The organism is Pseudoclavibacter sp. AY1F1, from assembly GCF_002931075.1.
Taxonomy (GTDB): Bacteria; Actinomycetota; Actinomycetes; order Actinomycetales; family Microbacteriaceae; genus Pseudoclavibacter.
The window spans coordinates 110,165-127,874 of sequence record NZ_PSTQ01000005.1 but is presented as its reverse complement, the minus strand read 5'-3'; the positions used below and the strand labels follow the sequence as shown (position 1 = coordinate 127,874).

At 68.0% G+C, this 17,710-nt stretch carries 16 protein-coding genes; 5 read left to right on the top strand and 11 right to left on the bottom strand.

Going from position 1 to position 17,710, the window contains the following annotated elements:
• Positions 1-11 precede the first annotated feature (11 nt).
• The 3 genes from C5B85_RS10125 to C5B85_RS10115 form a co-directional block, all read right to left on the bottom strand.
• Entirely contained in the window at positions 12-1,682 is a 1,671-nt protein-coding gene (locus C5B85_RS10125) for a polysaccharide deacetylase family protein (protein ID WP_104285903.1), read from the bottom strand.
• Positions 1,679-2,347, bottom strand: a complete 669-nt coding sequence (locus C5B85_RS10120; protein ID WP_104285902.1) for a hypothetical protein — start codon at positions 2,345-2,347, stop codon at positions 1,679-1,681. The genes C5B85_RS10125 and C5B85_RS10120 overlap by 4 nt, the downstream gene beginning before the upstream one ends.
• 150 nt (positions 2,348-2,497) lie before the next feature.
• Entirely contained in the window at positions 2,498-3,112 is a 615-nt protein-coding gene (locus tag C5B85_RS10115) for a TetR/AcrR family transcriptional regulator (RefSeq protein ID WP_104285901.1), read from the bottom strand.
• Between the two features lie 181 nt (positions 3,113-3,293).
• On the opposite strand from C5B85_RS10115, the gene C5B85_RS10110 reads away from it, so the two are divergent.
• On the top strand, positions 3,294-4,556 hold the full coding sequence (locus C5B85_RS10110; protein ID WP_104285900.1) for an MFS transporter: 1,263 nt from the start codon (positions 3,294-3,296) through the stop codon (positions 4,554-4,556).
• Positions 4,553-6,202 (top strand): amidohydrolase, encoded by a 1,650-nt coding sequence (locus C5B85_RS10105; protein WP_104285899.1) that lies wholly within the window; start codon positions 4,553-4,555, stop codon positions 6,200-6,202. The genes C5B85_RS10110 and C5B85_RS10105 overlap by 4 nt, the downstream gene beginning before the upstream one ends.
• 123 nt (positions 6,203-6,325) lie before the next feature.
• Here C5B85_RS10105 and C5B85_RS10100 read toward each other — a convergent pair whose 3' ends face one another.
• Positions 6,326-6,580 carry a type II toxin-antitoxin system prevent-host-death family antitoxin gene (locus C5B85_RS10100; protein WP_104285898.1) on the bottom strand — a complete coding sequence of 85 codons (255 nt, stop codon included), beginning with the start codon at positions 6,578-6,580 and terminating at the stop codon, positions 6,326-6,328.
• Between the two features lie 12 nt (positions 6,581-6,592).
• Positions 6,593-7,534 (bottom strand): LysR family transcriptional regulator, encoded by a 942-nt coding sequence (locus tag C5B85_RS10095; RefSeq protein WP_104285897.1) that lies wholly within the window; start codon positions 7,532-7,534, stop codon positions 6,593-6,595.
• Between the two features lie 121 nt (positions 7,535-7,655).
• Here C5B85_RS10095 and C5B85_RS10090 point away from each other — a divergent pair, with 121 nt between their 5' ends.
• Together C5B85_RS10090 and C5B85_RS10085 are read left to right on the top strand one after the other, a co-directional pair.
• Positions 7,656-8,648: a DUF1852 domain-containing protein gene (locus C5B85_RS10090; protein WP_104285896.1), complete on the top strand. Its 993-nt coding sequence runs from the start codon at positions 7,656-7,658 to the stop codon at positions 8,646-8,648.
• A gap of 20 nt (positions 8,649-8,668) precedes the next feature.
• The gene (locus tag C5B85_RS10085; protein WP_104285992.1) at positions 8,669-9,694 is read left to right on the top strand and encodes a methionine synthase; all 1,026 of its coding nucleotides are present in this window, start codon (positions 8,669-8,671) and stop codon (positions 9,692-9,694) included.
• Between the two features lie 87 nt (positions 9,695-9,781).
• Here the strand turns inward: C5B85_RS10085 and C5B85_RS10080 are convergent, their stop codons facing one another.
• On the bottom strand, positions 9,782-10,384 hold the full coding sequence (locus tag C5B85_RS10080; protein ID WP_104285895.1) for a thymidine kinase: 603 nt from the start codon (positions 10,382-10,384) through the stop codon (positions 9,782-9,784).
• Between the two features lie 91 nt (positions 10,385-10,475).
• Positions 10,476-10,985: a GNAT family N-acetyltransferase gene (locus tag C5B85_RS10075; protein ID WP_104285894.1), complete on the bottom strand. Its 510-nt coding sequence runs from the start codon at positions 10,983-10,985 to the stop codon at positions 10,476-10,478.
• 90 nt (positions 10,986-11,075) lie between these two features.
• Between C5B85_RS10075 and C5B85_RS10070 the strand changes: the two genes are divergently transcribed.
• On the top strand, positions 11,076-12,314 hold the full coding sequence (locus C5B85_RS10070; protein WP_104285893.1) for an APC family permease: 1,239 nt from the start codon (positions 11,076-11,078) through the stop codon (positions 12,312-12,314).
• Between the two features lie 487 nt (positions 12,315-12,801).
• On the opposite strand, the gene C5B85_RS10060 is transcribed toward C5B85_RS10070, so the two are convergent.
• From C5B85_RS10060 to recR, 4 genes are all read right to left on the bottom strand, one after another.
• Complete coding sequence (locus C5B85_RS10060; protein WP_104285891.1) at positions 12,802-14,292, bottom strand: malate:quinone oxidoreductase; 1,491 nt, start codon at positions 14,290-14,292, stop codon at positions 12,802-12,804.
• 191 nt (positions 14,293-14,483) lie between these two features.
• Entirely contained in the window at positions 14,484-15,536 is a 1,053-nt protein-coding gene (locus tag C5B85_RS10055; protein WP_104285890.1) for an aspartate-semialdehyde dehydrogenase, read from the bottom strand.
• A 25-nt stretch (positions 15,537-15,561) separates the two neighbouring features.
• Entirely contained in the window at positions 15,562-16,833 is a 1,272-nt protein-coding gene (locus tag C5B85_RS10050; protein WP_104285889.1) for an aspartate kinase, read from the bottom strand.
• A gap of 246 nt (positions 16,834-17,079) precedes the next feature.
• Positions 17,080-17,676, bottom strand: coding sequence for a recombination mediator RecR (gene recR, locus C5B85_RS10045; RefSeq protein WP_068476612.1), 597 nt, complete (start codon positions 17,674-17,676; stop codon positions 17,080-17,082).
• Positions 17,677-17,710 lie beyond the last annotated feature (34 nt).

Below are 17,710 nucleotides of genomic sequence, written 5' to 3'. Positions count from 1 at the left end.
CGGCGGCGGCGTCAGCGCGCCGACGTGTAGCTGTTGCCTGCGGCTGGGGTACCGCCGAAAATCTGGTCGATCGTGACCAGCACAAACCCGCGGTCGTGCAGCCCGGTGAGGATCTCGGGCACCGCATCCACCGTCGAGTCGTGGATGTCGTGCATGAGGATGATCGAGCCCGCCTGCGCCTCGTTCGCGCCCCGGTCGACGAGCGTCTCGTGGGCTGGCCCCTCCCAGTCGAGCGTGTCGATGTCCCAGAGGATCGCCGGCATGCCGAGCTTCGTGAGCACCCGAGCGTCGAGGTCGCCGTACGGCGGCCTGAAGACGGTCGGCCGCTCGCCCGTCGCGGCGACGATGGCGTCGTTCGTCTTCTTGACCTCCTCTTCGATCTTCTTATCGTCGAGGGTCGTGAACTGCGGATGCGTCCACGAGTGGTTGCCGAGCTGGTGGCCGTCGTCGTCGATCTGTCGCGCGATCTCGGGATGCCGCTGCACGTTCGGTCCGACGAGGAAGAAAGTGGCAGTCGCGTCGTGCTCTTGGAGCTGGTCGAGCAGCGTCTCGGTGATCGGCGCGGGCCCGTCGTCGAAGGTCAGGGCGACACAGGGGAAGAGGTCGCAGTCGACTGCGCGGTCGCCCGCGAGGGGTCGCTCGCCGGCGATGAGCGGCTGCGGGGTTGCCGAAGCGGCGACAAGCTCCCGACCGAGGTCGGTGAGCATGGGCGACGCGGCCTCCGGGCCGATGTGGATGCTCGGGAAGCGGTGCGCGATCGGCTCCCCGACGACCAGCGTGGTCGTGCCGTCCGGCGAGACCGTTGGGGCCGTGCCTTCGCCGCCGGACACGTCCATCTCGGGAGTGAGGAGACCGGCGGGGATGCCGATCCGCAACCCGCCGTCAGGCGTCGGTGTGACGTCGGCGAAGCCCTGCGCGAGCACGGCCGCGTTCGCCTCGCTCGGTGCCGCGACCTGCGTGTCCCAAAGCGCGCCGAGCTCGTGCCGAGCTGCGAGCACAAGCTCGTTCCAGATCGCGAGTGCGGCATCCGCCGTGATGATGTCGGCTCCGCCAGCCTGCTGCGCCGTCGCCGTATCGGCGAAGAACACGAAGCTCTCGTCGCGGGTCACGGCCGGCGTCGAGCCCACAGTCCCTTCGACGACACGCACGCGCTCCCCGAACTCGCTGCCGCTCGCGACCACGATCTCGCACGTGATGATCAGCGCGTCCCCTTCGGTGGCGCCGCCTTGGGCGAGTATCTCGGCCGCCGGGGTGCTACTGGAGCCTGCCTCGCAACCGCGGTTGCCGAGACCGGCACCCGCCGCTGCAGCCTCGGGCGCGTAGGCGGTGCCGAGTCGCGTCGCGAACGCGCCGACGGTGTCGACGACAAGCGAGCGGATGCGCGCGTTCAGATCGGTCTGCCCCGGCACCTCCGTCCATCTCGCGTCGACGGCGGGTGCGGAGTCGCGGATACGGAAGTGGTCGAGCGGCGTTGCGCCCGCTTCCGCACCGGCGACGTCACCCGCGGCCTCGTCGAAGCTCGTGACGGCGGCGCGAACAGGCGGCTGCCAGGCGAGGTCCGGCGCGGGTGTGCAGGCCGAGAGCGCGAGCGTCGCCGCCGCGAGCATGGCACCGGTGATCAGGCGGCGGAGTGGGCGGGGCTGCGTGCGCTGACCCCGCGAGCGCGGTCCTCCAGCCGTCACGCGACCGGCCCGCCGATGCTCTCGAGAATCTGGGCGATCGCGGGGCGGTACAGCTCAAGATCGTCGGCCTCGGCGGAGAACATCACCGACGCGTTCGGTGACTCCGCTCCGGAACCTGCGCTGGCGAACGCCACTGAACCGACCATGACGCCAGGCGCGCCCTGCCCATCAGCAACCGTGGCCGCATACTCGACGCTCGCGTGCCGCACGAGCAGCCCTTCCTTGGGCGTCTCGTCAATCCAGAACAGGTTCTCCGAGCCGGAGGTGGGCACCCCTTCCGGTGCGTCGCTTTCGTCGGCAAGCGCCTCGAATGTCTGGGTGGACCCGGCCTGCGCGGCCTCCACAAGCGACTGGGGAGCATCCGGCACCTGCAAGGTGATCTCGAGGCGGGCATCCGGGCTTCGAAGCGTGACGACGTCGTTCCCGAAGTAGTGGGGCACTATGACCCAGCCTGTCGGTGCGACAACCGTGACCGCAGTCTGCTCGCTGCCGATCGTGACCGTCTCGTCCGCATCCGCAGCCCGGCTCGTCATCTGCGTGAGCAGCGAGCCGCCGAAGAAGAACCCGAGCACCGCGAGCGCAGCGACCAGCACGACGCCGAGCGCGACGTACAGCCAGGGGCTGCTGCGTGTGCGCTCGGGGGCGGCACTGTGCGAGAACGTCATCGGAGACTCCGTGCGGTCGGGGACGCGGGCGGGTGCAACCAGGCTACTGACTTCCGCGACCTTCTGCCCCGCAATGACGCGGAACTTCGCACTCCAGGCCCCAAGATCGGCCTGAAGGACGAGCCCCCGGGGCGCGAGAACGACCACAGGTCAGCCCTGGCCCCCCGCGGGGAGGCGGTCGCGCAGCGCACCGAGTAGGACCTCGAGCGCAAGTTCGAAGGAGCGCTCGACGCGCCCGGAGCCCGACCCAGAATCGGCCAGGAGCCTCCCGAAGAGCCTGGTCGGCGCATCCGGTTGCCAGACCTGCTCAGGCGACGCGAGCTCGAGCCCGAAGCCGATCGCAAACGCGTCGATCATGCCGATGAACGTGAGAATCTCGCCGTCGGGGAATCCCCCAGACTGCAGCACCACGGCGAGGTCGTCGTAGGCCTCGATGACGGATGGACTCGTGATGGTCTTGCCGATCAGGAACGGAAGCAGCGCCGGGTGGTCGGCGTACATGCGCCGTTGGAGTCGCACGACCTGCTCGACATACGTGTCCCACGCCTGCCGTTCCGGGACGACGCGGTAGCGCTCCACGAGGTGTCCGCGCATGAGTTCGACGATGTCGTCGAGTCCAGAGACGTGCTTGTACAGCGATGACGGCCGCACCTCGAGACTGCGCGCGATGGCGTTGACGCCGAAGGGTTCCCCCGCCTCGACGAGCTGCAAACCTGCGTCGGCGATGAGCGTCGGGGTGAGGCCGACGATTCTGCGTCCGTCCATCGGCAGCCCTCTCGTCGTGCACTGTCAAGTTCCCTCATTCGAGGAAAATATTCCGGATGCCTTCCGCTCGGCCCCGTCTCCGTGCATACTAGCGAACACCATTCGCTGGCGAATGGTGTTCGCCAAAACTTGCACTCGGTGACCCGGCGCCCCCGCCGAGCCCCGACCCCACTGGAGCCCCATGACCTCTGCAGCCGAACTCAGCACGCGTGTGCCCCTGCGCCTCGCTCCGGCGTCGGCGACGTTCGCCATCGCGATCGCCGGTTACCTTGCCGTGAACCTGTCGCCGTACATGATCAGCGCAGCACAGGAGGCTGTCGGCCTCGACGTCCTCGGCGCCAGCTGGCTCGTCACGGGAACACTGCTCCTGACTGCGCTGGCCGGCCTCGCTACCGCCGGCTTCTGCGCCGGCGCACGCCGCCACCAGGTCGCGCGCATCGGGCTCGCAGTCGCGACGCTCGGCTTCCTCGCGGCCGCCCTCGTGCCGACCCTCACCATTGCCGGCCTGCTCATCGGTGGCATCGGCGCGGGCGGCGCCGTGGCCTCCGCGGGGGCTGCGATGGCGTCGTTCCGGAACCCGGACCGTGTTGCCGGCTGGAACGGCTTCGCGAACCGAGGCGTCATCTCGATCGTCCTTGCAACGCTGCCTCTGATTGGGCTTGCACCCCTCAACGTCTTCGGCGCGCTCGCCCTCTTCTCGGCGATCGGCCTGGTCATGACGAAGTGGCTCCCCCGCGCCCCCATGCTCGACCCGAGCGCGACGCTGGGGGCCGTGGGCGCCGCGACCGGCGAGGCCATGCCGATCGAGATCCCGCCCACCGGTGCTATCCGCACCCAGAGCGCGGCGTCGTCGCGTCTCCTCACGATCTGCGGCTTCGGGTTGCTTATCGTCTTCGCGTTGTGGGCGATCAGCGAAGACTCCCTGTGGGCCATGATCGGCATCATCGGTGCGGAGACGAGCGGTCTCACCCCGGAAGGGCTCGGCATCGCGCTCTCCGGCGCCACCGCGGGCGGACTCCTCGGCTCGCTCGCACTCATGGCCGTCGGCAACCGACTCGGCCGGGCAGTCCCGCTTGTTGTCCTGCTGGTGCTCGGAGGCATCCTGAAGATCGTGCAGGGCACACTCACCGACGAGACGGCGCTCATCGTGGCGTTCATCGCCTGGAACTCGATCTACGCCGTCGCGTTCATGTACTTCCTGTCGACAGCGGCGGCGCTGGATGCTCGTGGCCGCTGGTCGGGCCCGCTGCTGTCGGTCTACCTCGTCGGCTCGGCCCTCACGCCCCTCATCGGCGCCAGCCTCACCGAACTCCTCGGCGCGCAGGGCTTCACGTTGGCGCTCGGCATCACGAGCTTCATCCTCGCCGTGCCGACCGGCATCATCGCCGCCATCTCGACTCGCACCGAACGTTCCACCTCGATCCTCGCGGAGGCCCACGCATGACCACCACCCTCTACCTGAACGGTCGCGTCTTTCAGGCACCCGCATCGGATTCTTCGGCGGATGCGCCAACCGCGAGCGCGTTTGTTGTGCGTGACGGCGCGTTCGCGTTCATCGGCAGCGAGGCGAGTGCTCGTGCCATCGCTGCGGAGCCGGATGCGACCGTCGACCTCGGCGGACAGCTTGTGCTCCCCGGCATCACGGATGCGCACACGCACCTCGTCATGATGGGCGAGGCTCTCGGCCAGGTCGGGCTTACGGATGCGCGTGACCTCGCCGGAATCCAGCGCCTGCTCGCCGAGGCGCGCGCCGCGGACCCCGACGCCCGTGTGCTGCGCGGTCGTGGCTGGCTCTTCGACTCGATCCCCGGCGGCGCCCCGACCGCCGCGATGATCGACGAGGTCGTCGCCGACATTCCCGTGTACCTTGACGCCAACGACTACCACTCGTGCTGGGTGAACAGCGCGGCGCTGCGCGAGCTCGGCATCACTCGTGAGACGCCTGACCCGAGCGGCGGACGCATCGAGCGCGACGCCGACGGGGAGCCGAACGGCATGCTCTATGAGACCGCCGCGGTCGAGTACGCGTGGGTGCAGCGCGACCTCGCGATGACCGACACCGACCGCGACGAGGCTGTCGAACGTGTGCTCGCCGCCTACAGCGAGGCGGGGGTGACCGGAGTCGTCGACATGGCGCTCAACGAGGTTGCCCTCGACGCACTGCAGCGCGCCGCCGAGCGTCGGGGCGGCGAGCTGCCGCTGCGCGTGGCCGCGCACTGGCTGGTCGCCAACACCGACGACGACGCTGCGAACCTCGAGCAGGTTGAACGCGCCGAGGCGCTCGCGGCCAGCTACGCATCGCCGTGGCTGCGGGTTGTGGGCATCAAGCTCATCCTCGACGGCACGATCGACGCTTGCACGGCGGCGATGAGCCTGCCGTACGCGGACGGCTCGAACGCCGACGCTATCTGGCCTGCCGATCGCCTGTTCCCGGTGGTCGCCGCTGCGGACGCGGCGGGCCTCCAGATCGCGATGCACGCGATCGGCGACGCCGCGAGCACCATGGCGCTCGATGCGCTCGAGGCTGCCTTCGAGGCGAACGGCGATATCGCGCGGCGCCACCGCATCGAGCACCTCGAGTACGCGGCGCCGGGCACGGCCGAGCGGATGGCGGCGCTTGGCGTCACCGCATCCATGCAGCCCGTGCACGCCGACCCGGCGATCCTCGGCAACTGGATCGCCCAGCTCGACGACAGCCGCGTCGAGCGCGGCTTCGCGTGGCACGAGTACGAGGAGGCGGAGACCAGGCTCGCCTTCTCGACGGATGCGCCCACCGCCCCGTACGGGCCGCTCGCGAACCTCTACGTCGCGGCGACCCGCGAGTCGGCGCTCGACCCGAGCTTCCCGGCGGCGCAGGTGATGGGCCGCACGGTGCCGATCGAACGCGCGATCGTGCACGCGACCCGGGATGCGGCCGCCTCGGTCGGCGACGCAAGCTGGCGGGGTGAGATCCGCGAGGGCTTCGCCGCCGACTTCGTCGTTGTCGACACCGACGTGCTGAGCGAGCCCGTCGCGAGCCTGCTCACGGCACGGACGGTGCTGACGGTTGTGGGCGGGCGGGTGACGTTCGAGGCCGAAGCTCACGCCTAGCCGAAGACAGGAAATCGCGGTTTCTCGGCGAGCAGCTCGAATGCTGCTTGAATGCGACGCCTCGCCTCCGGCGGGAGCTTCTTGATGGCTCTGACCGCTGCCGCGAGGTCAGGATTCGCTAGCTCACAGCGCGAGACCAAGGTCACGCTTGACGGCGTGCCGCGGGATTGGCTCTTCCCCCAGCGCCGCGGTCTCTTCCCACGCAGCTTCCACTGCCCGAATGTCAGCCAGCTCGTCGGCTCCTTCAAGAGGCTCCTGGAGTTGTGCTGCGTCGATTACCGCGGCGACGGGACGGCTCCCTCGAGTCAGGTAGACGGGCTCAAGACGCGCGTCGTCGATGATGGAGGCCAAGCGGGCACGGGCATCGGTGAGAGCGATCTGAGCTTTCCCCTACCCCAGCAACTCGACCCCTGCCTCCGCGACAACCGCCCGCACCTCCTCGAGGTACCGCTGCGCCTGCTCCGTGAGGGGGATCGCGGAGTGGCCGATCCAGCCGATCTCGATGCGCTCATCCACGTCGAGCGGCACGGCGACGATTCCAGGGTCGAGGTCGTCGCTGATGATGCCGGTGGAGATCGTGTAGCCGTCGAGGCCGATCATGAGGTTGAAGATCGTCGCCCGGTCGGAGACCCGGATCTCCCGCTTGCTCGACAGCGTCGAGAGGATCTCCTCGGCGAAGTAGAAGGAGTTGTTCGCGCCCTGGTCGAAGGTGAGCCGCGGCAAGTCGGCGAGGTCGTCGAGAGTCGCACGCGCCTTCGACGCCAGCGGATTTCGTCGCGACACGAAGATGTGCGGCTCGGCGAGGAACAGCGGATGGAACACCAGCCCGGAATCGCGCAGCAGCTTGTCGATGACGTTTCCGTTGAAGTCGTTCCGGTAGAGGAGGCCGAGCTCGCTGCGGAGCGTCCGGACGTCCTCGATGATCTCCCACGTGCGGGTCTCGCGCAGCGAGAACTCGTACTCGGCCGCCCCGGTCGCCTTGACCATCCGCACAAACGCGTCGACGGCGAACGAGTAGTGCTGCGCCGACACCGCGAGCAGGCGCCTCGACGGCGGGCGTCCGAGGTACCGCTGCTCGAGAAGCGCCATCTGCTCGACAACCTGCTTCGCGTAGCGGAGGAACTCCGTGCCGTCGGTCGTCAGCGAGACCCCGCGGGCCGAGCGGACGAGCAGGGCGCGGCCCACCCGCACCTCGAGATCCTTCATCGCCGCGGACATCGTCGGCTGGGCGACGTAGAGCACGTCGGCGGCGGCGCTGATCGAGCGCTCCTCGGCGACCTCGACGAAGTAGTGCAGCTGCTGCAGAGTCACGCCGTTCGATCGCCGAGTCATAGCCGAAGCCTATAGTGACGAATAGTTGCGGCGAATTACCCGATAGCCACTGACCGCCTGCACAATGGACGCATCCACGCCCACAGGCCAACCGGCCTCTCGACTCCCGGATTGGCCTCACATGGCGAGCGACATCACGTTCAACATCACCACCACGCGCTTCGACGAGCACTACGCGCCGTCGGAGAGCTCCCGCATCACCACGAACTTCGCCAACCTGGCCCGCGGTGAGCACCGTCAGCAGAACCTCCGTAACGCGCTGACGATGATCGACCGCCGCTTCAACGACCTCGCCCGCTGGGACAACCCGACCGGCGACCGCTACACGCTCGAGCTCGACATCATCTCGGCGTCGCTGCAGTTCGACGACGAAGGCGACGACCGGGAGTTCCCGCTGCTCGAGGTCCTCGACATCTGGATCGTCGACCGGCAGACCGGCGCCCGCCACCAGGGCATCGTCGGCAACAACTTCTCGTCCTACCTGCGCGACTACGACTTCAGCGTGCTGCTGCCAGCCGCGAACGCCGGCGGTGGCGGATTCACCCTGCCGGACGGCTTCGGCGAGCTGCACGGCAAGCTGTTCCAGCACTTCCTCGACTCCCCCGCGTACCAGGAGCGCTTCCCGAAGGCGCCCGTCATCTGCATCAGCGTCTCGACGAGCAAGACGTACACGCGCACCGACAACCACCACCCCGTCCTCGGCGTCGAGTACCGGCAGGACGACTACTCGCTGACCGACCAGTACTTCGGCAAAATGGGCCTTCAGGTGCGCTACTTCATGCCGCCGGGCAGCGTCGCGCCGCTCGCGTTCTACTTCCGCGGCGACCTGCTGAGCGACTACTCGCTCCTCGAGCTCACCGGCACGATCAGCACGATGGAGGCGTTCCAGAAGATCTACCGCCCCGAGATCTACAACGCCAACTCGGCTGCCGCGAACGTCTACAGCCCCACGCTCGACCAGCAGGACTTCTCCCGCACCGAGATCGGCTACGACCGCGAAGAGCGCAGCCAGCTCGCGAAGACACAGGGCGCGTACACGGCCGAGCACTTCGTGAAGCCGCACGGCGACGTACTGGATGCGTGGGCCGCCAACTACTCCGTGTCCCCCCGATGACCGACGAAGGATCGACGATCATGAACACCCTCCTCCCCGTTGCCAGCGTTGGCAGCCTGCCCAAGCCGTCGTGGCTCGCGAAGCCCGAGGTCCTCTGGTCGCCATGGGAGCTCGAGGGCGACACGCTCGTCGAGGGCAAGCAGGATGCGTTGCGCATCGCCGTCCAGGAACAGCAGCGCCGCGGCGTCGACATCATCAGCGACGGCGAGCAGACCCGTCAGCACTTCGTCACGACGTTCATCGAGCACCTCGAAGGCGTCGACTTCGAGAACCGCGAGACGGTCCGCATCCGCGACCGCTACGACGCGAGCGTGCCAACGGTCGTCGGCGCCGTGAGCCGCAAGCAACCCGTCTTCCTCGACGACGCGAAGTTCCTGCGCTCGCAGACCGACCAGCCCATCAAGTGGGCGCTGCCCGGGCCGATGACGATGATCGACACCCTCTCCGACCGGCACTACAAGAGCCGCGAGAAGCTGGCGTGGGAGTTCGCGACCATCCTCAACCAGGAAGCCAAGGAGCTCGAGGCGGCCGGCGTCGACATCATCCAGTTCGACGAGCCCGCCTTCAACGTCTTCTTCGACGACGTGGCGGACTGGGGAGTTGCAGCCCTCGAGCGCGCGGCCGAGGGACTCCGCGCCGAAACGGTCGTGCACATCTGCTACGGCTACGGCATCAAGGCCAACAACGACTGGAAGGCGACCCTCGGGGCCGAGTGGCGTCAGTACGAGCGGACGTTCCCGCTCATCCAGAAGTCATCTATCGACATCGTCTCGCTCGAGAGCCACCACTCGCACGTGCCCACGGACCTCATCGAGCTCATCCGCGGCAAGAAGGTCATGCTCGGCGCCATCGACGTGGCCAGCGAGCAAGTCGAGACCCCAGAAGAGGTCGCCGACACCCTCCGCAAGGCGCTCCAGTTCGTGGACGCCGACAAGCTCATCGCCAGCACCAACTGCGGCATGGCTCCCCTGCCGCGCGACGTCGCCTACGGCAAGCTGAGCGCACTGTCGGCAGGAGCTGCCCTCCTCCGCGCGGAGCTCAGCTAGCCAAACCCCGCGGGAACCGGCCGCCAGGATCGCTCACGCGAACCTGGCGGCCGCACTCGTTGCACCTGCGACGAGCCGTCGAGAACGTCAGACGCGCCCCGCCCCGAGCCGCCCGTGCGACGCCTCGAGGTAGCAGTTGCCACACATCGACTCGTAGCTGACCTCGCCCTGATCGATCGCGACCTGTCCGCCATCAAACACGAACTCCCCTGCAACGCGGCGACCGTTGAAGATGGCCTTCCGCCCGCAGCGGCAGATGGTCTTGAGCTCCTCAAGCGAGTGCGCGATCTCGAGCAGCCGCTGACTGCCGGGGAACGCGATCGTCTGGAAGTCGGTGCGGATTCCATACGCGAGCACCGGGATGCCGTCGAGCACCGCGATGCGCAGCAGCTCGTCGACCTGCCACGTCGTCAGGAACTGCGCCTCGTCGACGAGCAGGCACGAGATCGGCTGGCCATCGGCGACGAGCGCCGCGAGCTGCTCGCGCGGACTGTCCTCGGCGCCCACCAGGATCTCTACTCCCCTGGTCATACCCAGGCGGGACGAGATCTCACCCTCGCCCTTCGTGTCGATCGCGGGCTTCGCGAGCACAACCCGGTGGCCCCGCTCCTCATAGTTGAACGCCGCCTGCAGCAGCGCCGTCGACTTGCCCGAGTTCATCGCCCCGTAGCGGAAGTACAGCTTGGCCATGGTCCTCCTAGATTCAGGGCTGAGCCCGGTCGATCGTACCCGCACCACGGGCATCCGCTCACCTCGTGGCGCCGTCGTCGGCGTGTAAAGGTCAGAGGCGCTTGACCATTTCCAGCTCCCGCTGCCGCCGGTTGAGCGGGTACGGAATCGTGGACCCGGTCGCGACGAAGCCGCGCTGCTCGTAAGCGCTCCGGGCGCGGGCGTTGTCCTCGTGCACGTGCAGCATGAGACCGGACGCGCGCAAAGACGCCCACGCCTCGACCTCACCGAGCAGCGCATCCGTCACCCCGGCAGCCTTGCCGCGGTAGTCAGCCGCCACGTACACGCTGACGAGCATCGGCCACGGCTCGTCGCGGAACGAGACGCACCCCATCGTCCCGACCCAGCGACCGTCTTCCAGCTCCGCGACCAGCGAGATGCCGTCGGCGGCGGCACCTCGGGCTCCGCGCCTGCGCCACTCAGCCTCGGTGTTGCCAAGCGCCTCATCGAGGGTCTCCGTGTACGCCAGCGGCGTGTCCTCCAGCATCTCGAGCCGGATCGCCCGCACCTTCCGCCAGTCTTCCGGCGTCGTCGCGCGAGTCGTGAATCGGGCTGAGGTCATCGCCTGAGCGTACCGCCCGAACCGTTCACCGTCGGGCCCTATCGTCAGTCGCGCGGCCAGACGGCACGCAGAGAATCGGAGGTCAGGCCGATGCCGGAGGACGCACAGCCGAGGAAGATCGGCACGATCGGCGCGACGGCGATCGGCGTCTCCGCAATGCTCGGCGCTGGAGTATTCTCGGCGTTCGCGCCAGCGGCACAAGCGGCCGGCGGCTGGTTGCTGCTGAGCCTTGGCGTGGCCCTGGTTGTCGCCGCGAGCAACGCAGCGTCGACCGCGCAACTCGCGCGTCAGCATCCGGGCGCAGGCGGCGTGTACCTGTACGGGCGCGAGCAGTTGGGCGAGTGGCCCGGCTTCCTCGCCGGCTGGGGGTTCGTGATCGGCAAGACAGCGTCAGTCGCCGCGATGGCTATCACCGCCGCCGCCTACCTCGTGCCAGAGCCGTTCGCGCGGCCCGCCGCCCTGGCCGTACTTGTCGCGGTCACGGCGGCAGGGATGCTCGGCATCACACGCACCGCGGCCGTCGCGGCCGTCATCGGCGTCGTCGTCATCGCGGGACTCGTCGGGGTCATGATCGTCGCGCGAGTCTCCCCGCCGCTCTTCGGCTCGGCGGATGGAGGCGACGCCGACTTCGGGGTCCACGGGGTCCTGCAGGGGGCCGGCATCCTCTTCTTCGCGTTCGCCGGCTACGCCCGCGTCGCGACGCTGTCCGAGGAAGTGCGCACCCCTCGGCGCACCGTTCCCCGAGCGATGCTGATGTCCTTCCTCATCGTGAGCGCCCTGCTGGCCGCGCTCGGCTGGACGCTCCTGTCGACCCTCGGCCCCGGCAGACTCGCGCTCACCCCAGCCCCGATCGCGGCGCTCGTCGAGACCCAGCCCGCCGCGGCCGCGGCCATCGGCGTCCTCGCCGCTGTGTCGTCGGTGGGGGCGCTCTCGGCGGTGCTCGCGGGCAGCTCCCGCACCGCCATGGCGATGGGCAGGCGACGCGACTTGCCCCAACAACTCGCGCGCCAGCATTCGGCAACCGCGGTACCTCGCGTTGCGGTGCTCGCCGTCGCCGCGGGTGCCGCCCTGCTCATCTGCCTCGGCGACATCCGCGAAGTCATCGGCTTCTCGAGCGCGGGTGTGCTCGTCTACTACCTCGTCGCCAACCTCAGCGCCCTCACACAACTGCGGGAGCATCGCAGCGTTCCCCGCACCGTCTCGGTGCTCGGTGCCCTCGGCTGCGTCGCCCTCGTCGTGACGCTGCCCCCGCTGGCCCTCGTGTCCGCGCTCGGAGTGTTCCTCGTGGGCGTCGTCGCGCGCCTCACGGCTCGCACAAGACGCGCCTGACGGCGCGTTTCCTCCGGTGCCGTACCCCGTTTACTCCGAAGTCACGCTCGCTCCCTTCCATGCCACGCTCGCCTCTTCTTGAGCCTTGGTCACCACCTCCCGAGCCACGGGCGCCACTTCCCGAGCCACGCTCGCCGGGACTATCGCACACCGTCAATTTTAGGGCGAATTGGCCTGGGGCTAGCGCGGCTCTCCTCGACAACCCCCGAATTCCGGGGCAGCCTCGCCGCTCACTCGCGCTCCAGCTTCACTTCGCCCTCAAATTGACAGGGAAGGCTCGAGAGGGGGTCGGTGTGCTGGGACCCGGGGCCAAGCAGCTGCGACGGGAGCAGCGGTTGTGACGGAGACGGAAACAGAGACAGAGACAGAGACAGAGACAGAGACAGAAACAGAAACAGAGACGCCGACGCAGCGAAACCGCCCCGCGCGAGTGCGGGACGGCTTCGAAGCAGAGCAGCGACGGCCAGGTGTCGCCGACCGAAGGGGTCTAGTGCGCGTTGAGCTCGAGCGCCTTGGCGCTGGCGGTCTGCGTCGAGTCGGCGAGCTCAGCGGACGAGTTGACGTCGGTGCCGAGGCTCGGCACGAGCGCCTCGAGCTTCGACGCCCACTCCGACTTCTTCTCCGGGTAGCAGCGGCCGAGGAGGTCGATCATGACCGGGACGGCGACGGATGCACCGGGCGAGGCTCCGAGCAGGCCGGCGATGGAGCCGTCCTTCTTCGCGACGACCTCGGTACCCATCTGCAGTATTCCGCCGCGCTTCGGGTCCTTCTTCATGACCTGCACGCGCTGGCCCGCCGTGATGAGACGCCAGTCTGCGGCGTTCGCCTCTGGGAAGAACTCCTTGAGCTGATCGAACTTCTTGTCCTTGCTCGCCAGCACCTGGCCGACGAGGTAGGTGACGAGGTCAAAGTTGTCCTTCGCGACGGCGAGCATCGGGATGAGGTTGTGCGGGCGCAGCGACTTGACCAGGTCGAGGTAGCTGCCCGTCTTGAGGTACTTGGGGCTGAAGCCCGCGTACGGCCCGAACATGAGGGCCGGCTTGCCGTCGACGACACGGGTGTCGAGGTGGGGCACCGACATGGGCGGTGCCCCGACTGATGCCTTGCCGTACACCTTCGCGAGGTGCTTCTCGACAACGGCGGGGTTGTCGGTGCGCAGGAACTGCCCGGAGATCGGGAAGCCGCCGTAGCCCTTGATCTCATCGATGCCCGATTTCTGGAGCAGTGGGAGGGCCCCGCCGCCCGCTCCGACGAACACGAAGCGCGCACGAGTCACGTTCTTGCGACCCTTCTGCTCGCCGGCAAGCTGCTGGGTCGCGATCTGCCAGATGCCGTCGCGCTGCTGACGGAGCGCGATGACCTCGGTGTTGAGGCGCAGAACAGCGCCCCGGTCGACGAGACCCTGCACAAGCTTGTGGGTCAGCGAGCCGAAGTCGACGTCGGTGCCGGCGGCAACACGCGTCGCCGCGATCTTCTCGCCGGCCGGACGTCCCTCGACAAGAGTTGGAGCCCAATCCTTGATGACCTCGGGGTCGTCCGAGAACTCCATCGTCGAGAAGAGCGGCTCGGTCTTGAGCAGCTCGAAGCGGCGGCGCAGGAAGTCGACGTTCTCAGCCCCACGCACGAACGTCATGTGCGGCACGGAGTTGATGAAGCCGGACGGCTCCGGCAGCTCACCCGCCTCGACGAGGGTGGCCCAGAACTGGCGCGACACCTGGAACTGCTCGTTGATCTGGATCGCCTTGGAGGCGTCGATGACGCCGTCCTTCTCTGGCGTGTAGTTGAGCTCGCAGAGGGCTGCGTGCCCCGTGCCTGCGTTGTTCCACGGGCTCGAGCTCTCCTGAGCGAGCCCGTCAAGTCGCTCGATGATCTTGATGCTCCACTCGGGCTCAAGCTTGTTGAGAAGCGAGCCGAGGGTGGCACTCATAATGCCCCCGCCGATGAGAACGACGTCGTAGATCTTCTGTGAATCAGTCACCGAATCAGTCTACGACGGGGGCGGATGCGCATCCGCTTCACGGAGGCCGCACGGGCTGCACATTCGGCATTTTTTGCCGATTTCGAATGCCGGAGGGCCAACGCCCCGCGGCTTCGGCCTCGATCTCGTCCGGGAACGCAAAAACGGACGCCCTGATCGGGCGTCCGTTCTTGCGTGTGCACGCTCGGCAGTTAGGCCTTCGCTGCGACGAGCTCGGCGATCTGCACCGCGTTGAGCGCTGCACCCTTGCGGAGGTTGTCGTTCGAGATGAACAGCGCGAGGCCGCGGTTGCCGTCAACCGACTGGTCCTGGCGGATGCGGCCGACAAGGCTCGGGTCGGCGCCGGCGGCCCGCTGCGGCGTGGGCACGTCGACAAGTGCAACACCCGGTGCGGCCGCGAGGAGCTCGCGCGCGCGGTCCGGCGTGAGCGCCTCAGCGAACTCGGCGTTGATCGAGAGCGAATGGCCGGTGAAGACCGGCACACGCACGCACGTTTCGCTCACGCGGAGCTCGGGGAGACCCAGGATCTTGCGGCTCTCGTTGCGCAGCTTCTGCTCCTCGTCCGTCTCCTCCGTGCCGTCGTCGACGACCGAGCCCGCGAGGGGGATCACGTTGAAGGCGATAGGGGCGACGTACTTGTCAGGGGCCGGGAAATCGACGGACGAGCCGTCGTGGACAAGCCCGAGGAGTGCATCCTCGCCCTGGCCGACGGCCGCGATGGCCTGACCCGAGAGCTCACGCGCACCGGCGAGGCCCGAGCCCGAAGTGGCCTGGTAAGTCGATACGATGAGGCGCTCGAGGCCGGCAGCCTCGTGCAGCACCTTCAGGACCGGCATTGCCGCCATCGTCGTGCAGTTGGGGTTCGCGATGATGCCCTTCGGCGGTGCGACGATCTCTTCCGGGTTGACCTCAGAGACGACCAGCGGCACCTCAGGGTCGCGGCGCCAGGCGCTCGAGTTGTCGATGACCAGCGCGCCGGCGGCGGCGAAGCGCTCGGCCTGCGCGCGCGACGTGGTCGCTCCCGCAGAGAAGAGGGCGATGTCGATGCCGCTCACGTCAGCGACGGCCACGTCTTCAACCGTGATCTCCTCGCCACGGAACGGGAGGGTCGTGCCAGCCGAGCGGGCGGAGGCGAAAAAGCGGATGCTCGCAACGGGGAAGTCGCGCTCTTCGAGGAGGGTGCGCATGACGGCGCCGACCTGGCCCGTTGCGCCGACGACGGCGACGTTCAACTTGGTGCTCATGAGTGCTCTTTTCTGCTCAGCCGCGTCAGCGGCCGGTGCCTGCGTAGACGACTGCCTCGGCGTCGCCGTCGAGGTCGAAAGCGGTGTGGATGACGCGGGTGGCCTCGGTAACGAGGTCGGCCTGCGTGATGATCGAGATGCGGATCTCCGACGTCGAGATCATGTCGATGTTGATGCCAGCATCCTTGAGTGCCGTGAAGAGCTTCGCGGTGACTCCGATGTTCGTGCGCATGCCGGAGCCGACAAGTGAGATCTTGCCGATGTCCTCCGTGAGGCGCAACGAGGCGTAGCCGATCTGCTCACCCTCGGAGGCGATGGCGTCGAGCACGCGCTGCGCGTCGGCCTTGGGCAGCGTGAACGAGATGTCGGTGACCTTCGTGTCCTGCTCCGACACGTTCTGCACGATCATGTCGATGTTCGCGCCCTGCTCGGCGACGATCGTGAAGATCGCGGCCGCCTTGCCTGGCACATCCGGGACCCCCGCGATGGTGATCTTGGCCTGGCTCAGGTCGTGGGCGACACCCGCGATCATTGCTGCTTCCACTTCGTACTCCTCTGCCCGGTTCGGGTTGTAGACGATGGTGCCCTCGTGGTCGGAGAACGACGAGCGGACGTGGAGCGTGACTCCCTGTCGGCGCGCGTACTCGACGGCGCGGATGTGCAGGACCTTCGCGCCTGAGGCGGCGAGCTCGAGCATCTCCTCGCTTGAGATGTAGTTCAGTTTGTGCGCCTTCGGCACGATGCGCGGGTCAGCCGAGAACACGCCGTCGACGTCGGTGTAGATCTCGCAGACGTCGGCCCCGAGCGCAGCGGCGAGCGCGACGGCGGTCGTGTCGGAGCCTCCGCGGCCGAGCGTGGTGATGTCCTTGGAGTCGCGGTTGAAGCCCTGGAAGCCGGCGACGATGGCGATGGCTCCCTCGTCGAGCGCCTCGCGGACGCGCACGGGCGTGACGTCGACGATGCGCGCGTCGCCGTGCGTGGAGTCAGTGATCATGCCGGCCTGGCTGCCCGTGTAGCTCCTGGCGTCCATGCCGAGGTCCTTGATGGCCATCGCGAGGAGGGCCATGGAGACGCGCTCACCCGTGGTGACAAGCATGTCGAACTCGCGAGCATCAGGAATCGTCGCGATCTGGTGCGCCAGGTCGATGAGGTCGTCCGTGGTGTCGCCCATTGCGGAGACGGCAACGACGACGTCGTTGCCCGCTTTGCGGGTCTCGACTACTCGGCGGGCCACTCGCTTGATGCTCTCGGCATCCGCGACCGATGATCCGCCGTACTTCTGGACGATCAGACTCACGTGTCTTGTCTCCTCCGGTTCGGGATGCGCGTCGAGCCTCGCTCGCGCGCCACAAGCTCCCATCCTATCCGGCGGGGGCATGCGGTTCCTAGCGCGGGCGGCGTTCGTTTCCGTTGATTGCGCGGCACGAGGACCTTCGAGCACGTTGCTCGCGCCACAGGGTTGTGGCGGGATGCTCTCGGTGACGCTCACGAGCACTCCGGCCCACAACTCTGTGCCGTGGGAGAGTTCCGTGCCGTGGAATGGTCAGTCGATCGCGCGACGCCCGGAGAATGCGCGGCCGAGGGTGATCTCGTCGGCGTACTCGAGGTCGCCGCCGACGGGGAGGCCGGAGGCGAGCCGCGAGACGGGAACTCCGATGCTCGTGAGCAACCTGCTCAGGTACGACGCCGTCGCGTCGCCCTCGAGGTTCGGGTCGGTCGCGACGATGACCTCCTTCACCTCACCGGATTCGAGGCGGGCGAGGAGCGTGCGGATGTTCAGGTCGTCCGGCCCGATTCCCTCCATGGGGTTGATGGCGCCGCCGAGCACGTGGAAGAGGCCGCTGAACTCGCGGGTTCGCTCGATGGCGGCCACGTCCTTGGGCTCCTCGACGACGCAGATGACGGTGCGGTCGCGGCGCGGGTCGCGGCATACGTTGCACTCGGGGCCTTCGCTGACGTTGCCGCAGACGGTGCAGAACTGCACCCGCTCGCGGACGGTCGCGAGGATCTGCGCGAGGCGGGACACGTCGAACGACTGCGTCTGCACAATGTGGAAGGCGATGCGCTGCGCCGATTTGGGGCCGACGCCTGGCAGGCGCCCGAGCTCGTCGATGAGGTCCTGGATGATGCCTTCGTACATGGGTCAGAGTCCCCGGTCTTCGAGTGATGGTGCA

Bases quoted from the DNA above. Each gene is read 5' to 3' on its own strand.
- C5B85_RS10120 (WP_104285902.1), bottom strand. From the start codon at position 2,347: ATGACGTTCTCGCACAGTGCCGCCCCCGAGCGCACACGCAGCAGCCCC.
- C5B85_RS10115 (WP_104285901.1), bottom strand. From the start codon at position 3,112: ATGGACGGACGCAGAATCGTCGGCCTCACCCCGACGCTCATCGCCGAC.
- C5B85_RS10110 (WP_104285900.1), top strand. From the start codon at position 3,294: ATGACCTCTGCAGCCGAACTCAGCACGCGTGTGCCCCTGCGCCTCGCT.
- C5B85_RS10105 (WP_104285899.1), top strand. From the start codon at position 4,553: ATGACCACCACCCTCTACCTGAACGGTCGCGTCTTTCAGGCACCCGCA.
- C5B85_RS10095 (WP_104285897.1), bottom strand. From the start codon at position 7,534: ATGACTCGGCGATCGAACGGCGTGACTCTGCAGCAGCTGCACTACTTC.
- C5B85_RS10090 (WP_104285896.1), top strand. From the start codon at position 7,656: ATGGCGAGCGACATCACGTTCAACATCACCACCACGCGCTTCGACGAG.
- C5B85_RS10085 (WP_104285992.1), top strand. From the start codon at position 8,669: ATGAACACCCTCCTCCCCGTTGCCAGCGTTGGCAGCCTGCCCAAGCCG.
- C5B85_RS10080 (WP_104285895.1), bottom strand. From the start codon at position 10,384: ATGGCCAAGCTGTACTTCCGCTACGGGGCGATGAACTCGGGCAAGTCG.
- C5B85_RS10075 (WP_104285894.1), bottom strand. From the start codon at position 10,985: ATGACCTCAGCCCGATTCACGACTCGCGCGACGACGCCGGAAGACTGG.
- C5B85_RS10070 (WP_104285893.1), top strand. From the start codon at position 11,076: ATGCCGGAGGACGCACAGCCGAGGAAGATCGGCACGATCGGCGCGACG.
- C5B85_RS10055 (WP_104285890.1), bottom strand. From the start codon at position 15,536: ATGAGCACCAAGTTGAACGTCGCCGTCGTCGGCGCAACGGGCCAGGTC.
- recR (WP_068476612.1), bottom strand. From the start codon at position 17,676: ATGTACGAAGGCATCATCCAGGACCTCATCGACGAGCTCGGGCGCCTG.